General features: G+C 64.7%; 5 protein-coding genes and 1 pseudogene. 3 read left to right on the top strand and 3 right to left on the bottom strand.

Annotated elements, in window-relative coordinates; genetic code table 11:
• Nucleotides 1–579, top strand: a pseudogene (locus tag AWC08_RS36755) (PE family protein); the annotation flags it as partial.
• An 18-nt stretch (nt 580–597) separates the two neighbouring features.
• On the opposite strand, the gene pgi reads toward AWC08_RS36755, so the two are convergent.
• The 3 genes from pgi to AWC08_RS24190 all read right to left on the bottom strand — a co-directional run bounded on the left by pgi (nt 598) and on the right by AWC08_RS24190 (nt 3,773).
• Nucleotides 598–2,259 carry a glucose-6-phosphate isomerase gene (gene pgi, locus AWC08_RS24180; protein WP_069434497.1) on the bottom strand — a complete coding sequence of 554 codons (1,662 nt, stop codon included), beginning with the start codon at nt 2,257–2,259 and terminating at the stop codon, nt 598–600.
• 171 nt (nt 2,260–2,430) lie between these two features.
• A complete protein-coding gene (locus tag AWC08_RS24185; protein WP_069434498.1) occupies nt 2,431–3,399 on the bottom strand; it encodes an esterase family protein in 969 nt (322 codons plus the stop codon).
• A 62-nt stretch (nt 3,400–3,461) separates the two neighbouring features.
• The gene (locus AWC08_RS24190) at nt 3,462–3,773 is read right to left on the bottom strand and encodes a chorismate mutase (protein ID WP_082986813.1); all 312 of its coding nucleotides are present in this window, start codon (nt 3,771–3,773) and stop codon (nt 3,462–3,464) included.
• A gap of 377 nt (nt 3,774–4,150) precedes the next feature.
• On the opposite strand from AWC08_RS24190, the gene AWC08_RS24195 reads away from it, so the two are divergent.
• Together AWC08_RS24195 and pcrA are read left to right on the top strand one after the other, a co-directional pair.
• Nucleotides 4,151–6,169 (top strand): PPE family protein, encoded by a 2,019-nt coding sequence (locus AWC08_RS24195; RefSeq protein ID WP_065137564.1) that lies wholly within the window; start codon nt 4,151–4,153, stop codon nt 6,167–6,169.
• Nucleotides 6,170–6,223: 54 nt separating this feature from the next.
• Entirely contained in the window at nt 6,224–8,563 is a 2,340-nt protein-coding gene (gene pcrA, locus AWC08_RS24200; protein ID WP_065137563.1) for a DNA helicase PcrA, read from the top strand.
• Nucleotides 8,564–8,677 lie beyond the last annotated feature (114 nt).

Genomic DNA, 8,677 nt, shown 5'->3' on the forward strand with positions numbered 1-8,677 from the left:
GCGGCTTCCGGCCCGAGCACCGTGCCGGTAAGCGGCGGTGCGGGTGGGGCCGGCGGCGCCGGTGGGATGCTGGGCGGCCAGGGCGGAGACGGAGGCGTCGGTGGGGCGGTGTCCCGCTCCACCCTGGGCAGCAGGGGCGGCATCGGCGGAATCGGCGGGTCAGGCGGAATGCTCTTCGGTCATGGCGGTGCCGGGGGTGATGGCGGCTCCGTGATCGGTGCGCTCAGCGGAGCAACGAGCTTCGGCGGAGCCGGCGGCGCCGGCGGCAATGCGGGCCTGCTGTTTGGCAATGGCGGGGCCGGGGGTGACGGCGGCGATGTCGCGTCTATCAGCACGGTCGACGGTGGTGACGGCGGTCGTGGCGGTAATGCGGGACTGATCGGCACCGGCGGGGCCGGCGGAAACGGCGGTAGGGGATCCGATGATGGCGGAGCTGGCGGTAACGGCGGCAATGCCGTGTTCATCGGTAATGGCGGTAACGGCGGTAACGGCGGCCCAGGGTCCACCGACGGCGCCAATGGTGAAGGCGGTCAGGGCGGTGTGTTGGGCCTGGACGGCCTGAACGGCATCACTCAATAGCCAGGGGGCAGCTCGAAATCAGTTGGCGCGGCCCCTTTCCGCTCGGTAGCGGCGCACCAGCGCGTCGGTCGAGGTATCGGACTGCTCTGTCGGCGGCGTCGCGCTGGTGATCACCGGTAGCAGCGCCTTGGCCTGGGTCTTGCCGAGTTCCACGCCCCACTGGTCAAAAGAGTCGATACCCCACACGACACCTTCGGTGAAGACCTGATGTTCATAGAGTGCGATCAGTTGCCCCAACACCGACGGCGTGAGCCGGGTGGCCAGAATCGAAGTGGACGGCCGGTTCCCGGGCATCACCTTATGCGGCACCACATCTTCGGGGGTGCCTTCCTCGGCGATCTCCTCGGCAGTCTTGCCGAACGCCAGCACCTGGGTCTGGGCAAAGAAGTTGCTCATCAGCAGGTCGTGCATACTGCCGTCACCTTCGGCGGTCGGCAGGTCGTCCAGTGGCTGGCTGAAGCCGATGAAGTCGGCCGGTATCAGCCGCGTGCCCTGATGAAGGAGTTGATAGAAGGCGTGCTGGCCGTTGGTTCCCGGCTCGCCCCAATAGATTTCGCCGGTATCAGTAGTCACCGGCGTGCCGTCCGCCCGGGTGGACTTGCCGTTGGATTCCATGGTCAGTTGCTGCAGATACGCGGCGAACCGGGCCAGGTCGTTGGAGTAGGGCAACACCGCCCTTGATTGCGCGTCAAAGAAGTTGGAGTACCACAGGCCGATAAGCCCAAGCAGCGCAGGCGCATTCGACTCCAGCGGGGCGGTCCGGAAATGCTCGTCGACGATGTGGAAGCCGGAAAGGAAGTCGGCGAACGCTTCCCGGCCGATGACCGCCATCACCGAGAGTCCGATCGCAGAGTCCACCGAGTACCGCCCACCGACCCAGTCCCAGAACCCGAACATGTTGTCGGTGTTGATGCCGAATTCGTCGACCAGGCGCTTGTTGGTGGAGACGGCGACGAAGTGCTTGGCCACTGCGGAGTCACCGAGGGTGTCGGTGAGCCACCGGCGCGCGGCGGTCGCGTTGGTCAACGTCTCCAACGTGGAGAAGGTCTTCGATGCGACGACGAAAAGCGTTGTGGCCGGCTCTAAACCGGCCAGCGTGGCAACCAGGTCGGCCGGATCCACGTTGGAGACGAAGCGCGCGGAGATGCCCGCGTCGGCGTAGTGGCGCAATGCCTGGTAAACCATCACCGGCCCGAGGTCCGACCCGCCGATCCCGATATTGACCACGGTCTTGATGCGCTCGCCGGTGGCGCCTTTCCAGTCGCCGCTGCGCAGCCGATCGGTGAAATTACCCATGGCGTCCAGCACGTCGTGCACGTCCTTGACGACGTTCTGGTCGTCCACGACCAGGTTGGCGTCCCGGGGCAGCCGCAGCGCGGTGTGCAGCACCGCGCGGTTCTCCGAGGTGTTGATGCGCTCGCCGGCGAACATGGCGTCGCGCCGTTCTTCCAGCTTGGCCGCGCGGGCCAGCTCCGTCAGCAGCTGCACCGTCTCACGGGTGATGCGATGTTTGCTGTAGTCGATGTAGAGGTCGCCGACGGTGAGGGTGAGGTCCCGCCCGCGGTCCGGGTCGTCAGCGAAGAATTCGCGAAGGTGGGTGGCTCCGATCTGATCGTGATGCTTGCGCAGGGCGTCCCACGCCGAAGTGCCGGTGATGTCGGGGATGGGTTCGGAGGTCATGTTTCGACCCTAACGCCGGGGCGCAGCGGTCCGGCCGGGTGCGAGGGTTCGAGGTCGCACGCCGAGCCTGAAAATCTGCAGGGCCCCACTCGCAATTCGTCTGCATTTTTTCAGAGTCGGCGGAGCGCAGCCTTGATCTCGCGCTTCGCCGCGCCGATCCACGCCTCAGACTCAGCGCCGGCCGCCGCCCAACACCCGTTGCAGATCCGGCAGCATCGCCTGCAACTGTTCGCCCCAGTACGACCAGGTGTGGGTGCCGTTGTCCGGGAAGTTGAAGACGCCGTTGTGGCCGCCCGCGGCCTGGTATCTGGCCTGAAAAGCCTTGTTGCTGATGCGGGTGGCGCTTTCGAGCAGGCTGGCGTCCAGCTTCGTGCCCACATCCGATGGGCCTCCGTTGCCGGTGTACACCCAGACGCGGGTGTTGTTGGCCACCAGCTTCGGCACGTTCACGGTCGGGTCATTGGCGGCCCACGCCGGGTCGCCGGGTGGCCCCCACATGGCGTCGGAGTGGAATCCGCCGGAGCCCAACTGCGCCGCACTGACCAGGGATGGCCAGTTACCAGCGGACAGATTGAGGAAACCGGACATCGACGCGGCATAGGTGAAGTTCCGCGGATGGTCTGCGGCCAGCACCAGGGCGGAGGAGCCGGACATCGATGCACCCACTACTGCGTTGCCTGAGGCGCTGACCGCTTTGTTGGCCGCCAGCCAGGCCGGCAACTCCTCGGTGAGAAAGGTTTCCCACTTGTAGGTGAACGTCCCTTTGTTGCCGACCGCCGGGCGGTACCAGTTGGAATAGAAGCTCGCCACGCCGCCGGTCGGCATCGCCACCGCCAGCCCGGACTGGCCGAACCATTCGAACACCGGCAGGTGGATGTCCCAGCCGTTGAAGTCGTCGCGGGCGAGCATCCCGTCCAGCAGGTACACCGCGCGGCTTCCGCCACCCTGAAACTCGACTTTCACCTGACGATTCATCGAAGGCGACGGGACCATCAGATATTCGATCGGGGTTCCCTGCCGCGACCATGCAGATGCCGGAGCCGGACTATTGGACCACCCCAACACCGCGAGCAACGCTGCGGCCGAGAGCAACATCAGCCGGCGTAATGGCGAAACCGCTGGTATTGGTGCCGTAACCATTTCCGGCGAAATGTACCCCGGCAAAGCCGGAGTTGGCCGAATGTAACGACGGTAGTAACCGTTTAGTGGCCGAGTCGTCCCCGGCCCAGGCGCAATAGCAGCATTGCGAGATCCTTACCCTCGGGACCCAGTTCGCTGTAGCGCTCGATGACTTTCATTTCGCGGCTGTGCACCAGCCGGGTGCCGCCCGAGGCCATCCGGACCTTGCCGATCGCCTGAGAAACCTCGGCCCGTCGCTTGACCGCGGCCAGGATCTCGGCGTCCAACCGGTCGATTTCTTCGCGTAACTCGTCGATGCTGAGCTGTTCGGCACCGATGGTCTCTGTGTTCATTGCAATCTCCGCGTTCTCGTGAGGTGGTGGTTCTGGTCTCATCCGGTTCGGGCCTCACACAAGAGACGAGCCCCGATCGCCGAAGCGGACCACGGGGCTCTGCGAAAGCAGCTAGACCGCGGGCACCGCTGGCCGGTACCCGTAGAAAAATCGGGGCTGCGTGTTGAGCACGCACCGAGTGTGCCACCAACTGGTGTACGTGTGCAAAAACCGCCCCATAGCGCCGTATGCCGGTGCAGCCGCGCCCAGGTGTGCTCGGCTCGGATCGGCGGTGCTTCGCCATTGCGGGGCAAGCAATTTGACGACTGCCGATGCCGAAACGCATTTTGCGGAAATGCCCGGTGCCGGCGTCGGCCGGCCGTACGCTTTTGACGCGCCGTGGTACTGGTTTCGCTCGGGCAGTCATGAAGGGGCTATTGATGAATTTCTCGATGTTGCCGCCAGAAATCAACTCGCTGCTGATGTTCAGCGGTGCCGGGACCGGCCCGATGCTGGAGGCGGCGACTGCCTGGGACGGGTTGGCCGAAGAACTCGGCGCGGCGGCATCATCATTCGGATCGGTGACGGCGGGTCTGGTCGGGCAGGCATGGCAGGGTCCAGCAGCGGCGGCAATGACTGCCGCGGCCGCACCCTACGGGGATTGGCTGACCGCGGCGGCGGCGCAGGCCGCCGATGCCGCCGGACATGCCCGCACGATAGCCGGCGTGTTCGAGGCCGCGCGGTCCGCGACGATCCAGCCAATTGCCGTGGCGGCCAACCGTTCCCAGATCCTGCGACTGGTGATGTCGAACCTATTCGGTCAGAATGCACCGGCGATCGCGGCCACCGAAGCCGTTTACGAGGAGATGTGGGCCCAGGATGTCGCGGCGATGGTGGGTTACTTCACCGGGGCGTCAGCCGTGGCCGAGGCGCTGCCGTCGTGGGATCAGCTACTTCCGCGACTGTTCTCCGCTGTCGGCAACATCGGCGTCGCCAACCTGGGTCTGGGCAACATCGGCAGCGCCAACGTCGGCAGTGGTAACACCGGCAACCTCAACCTCGGGAGCGGCAACAAGGGCAATCTCAATTTCGGCGACGGCAACCTGAACGGGATCCTGAACTTCGGCGGCGGAAACACCGGCAGCTTCAACTTCGGCGGCGGCAACACCGGGAGCAGGAACCTAGGTGGCGGCAACCGTGGTAACGGGAACATCGGCTTCGGAAACTCCCAGAGCACCGGCGGCGGAAATGTCGGGAGCGGCAACAGCGGCAGCGGCAACTGGGGGAACGGCAATACCGGCAATCTCAACATCGGCAGCGGAAACTTCGGTAATGCCAATATCGGCTTCGGCAACAGCGGTCCCGGGGCGGTGCCCACAGCAGGCAACTCCAACCTGGGCTTCGGCAATACCGGCAACTCGAACATCGGCATGGGCAACTTCGGCAATTTCAACATCGGCCTGGGCAATAGCGGCGAGTTCAACATCGGCTTCGGCAACTCCGGCAAGAACAACTTCGGTATCGGCCTCACCGGAGAGAATCAAGTGGGTATCAACTTCAACGGGTTGAACTCCGGCAGTGGCAACATCGGCCTGTTCAATTCCGGCAACAACAACGTCGGCTTCTTCAACTCTGGCCACGGAAACTGGGGCATCGGCAACTCCGGCGACTTCAACACCGGGCTGGCAAACTCCGGCGACATCAACACCGGCATCATGAACTCCGGTCACCACAACACGGGCTGGGTCAACACCACCAACACCAATGTGGGCTTCGGGAACTCCGGCCACGGAAACGTCGGGTTCTGGAACGCCGGTAGCAACAACGTCGGCGTCGGCAACGGTGGCGGTTTCGCGGTGGGCGCCTTCAACTCGGGCTCGAGCGGATCCGTGGGCTTCCTCAACTCCGGTGCCAGCAGCGTGGGCTTTTTCAACTCCGGCTCGGGTAACACCGGCTTCGGAAACTCCGGCAACACCAACACCGGCTTTTGGAATTCGGGCAGCATCAACACCGGCGCCGGTAACGCGGGTGACGTCAACACGGGCTTCGGTGCGGCGACCGACACTGGCGCGTCGAGTTCGGGATTCGGCAATACGGGCGTCGGGACGTCCGGCTTCAACAACAACGGGAACAGCACCTCGGGATTCCAGAACACCGGCAACTCCAGCGAGGGCTACGGAAACGTCGGCAATTTCCAGACCGGCTTCCAGAACACGAACAGCCGCAACACAGGCTTCTTCAACTCGGGCTTCAACGCCGTGGGCTTCTCCAACACCGGCAGTTTCGCCATCGGCTATGCCAACGGCGGCGTCACCGGCAACGTCGGCTTCATGAATGTCGGAACGGACAATTCGGGCTTCGGTCAATCCGGGACACTCAACTCCGGATGGGGCAGCTCAGGTACCAGGAGTTCGGGCAGCAACCACTCGGGCACCAACCAGTCGGGTTTTGAACTGTAGCGGGCGCACGGCCGGCGGTCGGCTGTCAGCCCGCGGCGGTAAGTTTGGACGGACATGAGTGTGCACGTAACCCAAGCCAAGTACCCCCGTCCCAGCGCCGCAGATGAATTGCTGGACGGGCTCAACCCGCAGCAGCGCCAGGCGGTGGTGCACCAAGGCTCGCCGCTGCTGATCGTCGCCGGTGCGGGTTCGGGTAAGACGGCGGTGCTCACCCGCCGCATCGCTTACCTGATCGCCGAACGCGGCGTCAGCGTCGGCCAGATCCTGGCCATCACGTTCACCAACAAAGCCGCCGCCGAGATGCGGGAACGGGTCGTAAACCTGGTCGGTGATCGCGCCCGGTACATGTGGGTGTCCACCTTCCACTCGTCCTGTGTACGGATCCTGCGCAACCAGGCATCGCTGATCGAGGGGCTCAACTCCAACTTCTCCATCTACGACGCGGACGACTCGCGCCGGCTGCTGCAGATGATCGGCCGCGACATGGGCCTGGACATCAAGCGGTACTCGCCGCGGCTGCTGGCCAACGCCATCTCCAACCTCAAGAACGAACTGATCGACCCGCACCAGGCGGTGTCCAACCTCACTGACGAATCTGACGATCTGGCGCGCACGGTCGCATCCGTCTTCGGCGAATACCAGCGCCGGTTGCGGGCTGCCAACGCCCTGGACTTCGACGACCTGATCGGCGAGACGGTCGCGGTGCTGCAGACCTTCCCCGACATCGCCCAGTACTACCGGCGCCGATTCCGCCACGTGCTGGTCGACGAATACCAGGACACCAATCACGCCCAGTACATGCTGGTGCGGGAGTTGGTGGGGCACGCTAGCGAGTCGGATGAGGTGCCGCCGGCGGAACTGTGTGTGGTCGGTGACGCTGACCAGTCGATCTACGCGTTCCGCGGCGCCACCATCCGCAACATCGAAGACTTCGAACGCGACTACCCGGACGCCACAACGATTCTGCTGGAACAGAATTACCGCTCGACGCAGAACATTCTGTCGGCGGCCAACTCGGTGATCGCCCGCAACGCCGGGCGTCGGGAAAAGCGGTTGTGGACCGACGCCGGCGAAGGCGAGCTCATCGTCGGTTACGTCGCCGACAACGAACATGACGAGGCGCGCTTCGTAGCCGACGAGATCGACGCGCTCGCCGACCGCGGTGACATCACCTACAACGACGTCGCCGTCTTCTACCGCACCAACAACTCGTCGCGCTCGCTGGAAGAGGTCTTCATCCGGGCCGGTATCCCGTACAAAGTCGTTGGGGGAGTGCGCTTTTACGAGCGCAAGGAGATCCGCGACATCGTCGCCTATCTGCGGGTGCTGGACAACCCCGGAGATGCGGTCAGTATGCGGCGCATCCTCAACACCCCGCGCCGCGGGATCGGCGATCGTGCCGAGGCGTGTGTTGCGGTGTACGCCGAGAACACCGGCGCCAGCTTCGCCGACGCCCTACAGGCGGCGGCCGAGGGCAAGGTCCCGATGCTCAACACCCGCGCCGAAAAGTGCATTGCCGGCTTTGTCGAGATGCTCGACGAACTGCGCGGGCACCTCGACGACGACCTCGGCGAGCTGGTCGAGGCGGTGCTGGAACGCACCGGATATCGCCGCGAGCTGGAATCGTCGACCGATCCGCAGGAGCTCGCGCGGCTGGACAACCTTAACGAATTGGTTAGCGTCGCACACGAATTCAGCACCGATCTGGCCTTGCAAACAAGTGAGGCCGCCGCTCTGGCCGAAGACGCGCCCGAGGATGAGGACGTCCCGGACACCGGCGTGCTGGCGGCGTTTCTGGAGCGGGTGTCCCTGGTCGCCGATTCCGACGAGATCCCCGAGCACGGCGCCGGAATGGTCACGTTGATGACGCTGCACACCGCCAAGGGGCTGGAGTTCCCGGTCGTCTTCGTGACCGGCTGGGAGGACGGCATGTTCCCGCACATGCGGGCGCTGGACGACCCTATGGAGCTGTCGGAGGAACGGCGCCTGGCTTACGTCGGCATCACCCGAGCCCGGCAACGGCTGTACGTGAGCCGGGCCATCGTCCGGTCGTCTTGGGGGCAGCCGATGCTGAACCCGGAATCGCGCTTCCTGCGCGAGATTCCACAACACCTCATCGACTGGCGCCGGGTGGCGCCGAAGCCGTCGTTCAGTGCGCCGGTGAGCGGTGCCGGGCGGTTCGGGACTCCGCGGTCGGCGCCCACGCGTTCGGGTGCTGGCAAGCGGCCGTTGGTGGTGCTGGAGCCCGGCGATCGGGTGACGCACGACAAGTACGGCCTGGGTCGCGTCGAAGAGGTCTCGGGCGTAGGGGAATCGGCCATGTCGCTGATCGACTTCGGCAGTGCGGGCCGGGTCAAGCTGATGCACAACCACGCGCCGATCAGCAAGCTCTGAGCTGGTACTGCCGAGCGTGAAACCACGGCGAAAAAGCCGCGGCAAATTCATACGGTCATTGCAACAACATGGATCTTAGGAGTTGCAATGCCAAGTGGTTACCCGCATCCGCCG

It is taken from the genome of Mycobacterium gordonae (assembly GCF_002101675.1).
In the GTDB taxonomy this organism is placed as follows: domain Bacteria; phylum Actinomycetota; class Actinomycetes; order Mycobacteriales; family Mycobacteriaceae; genus Mycobacterium; species Mycobacterium gordonae.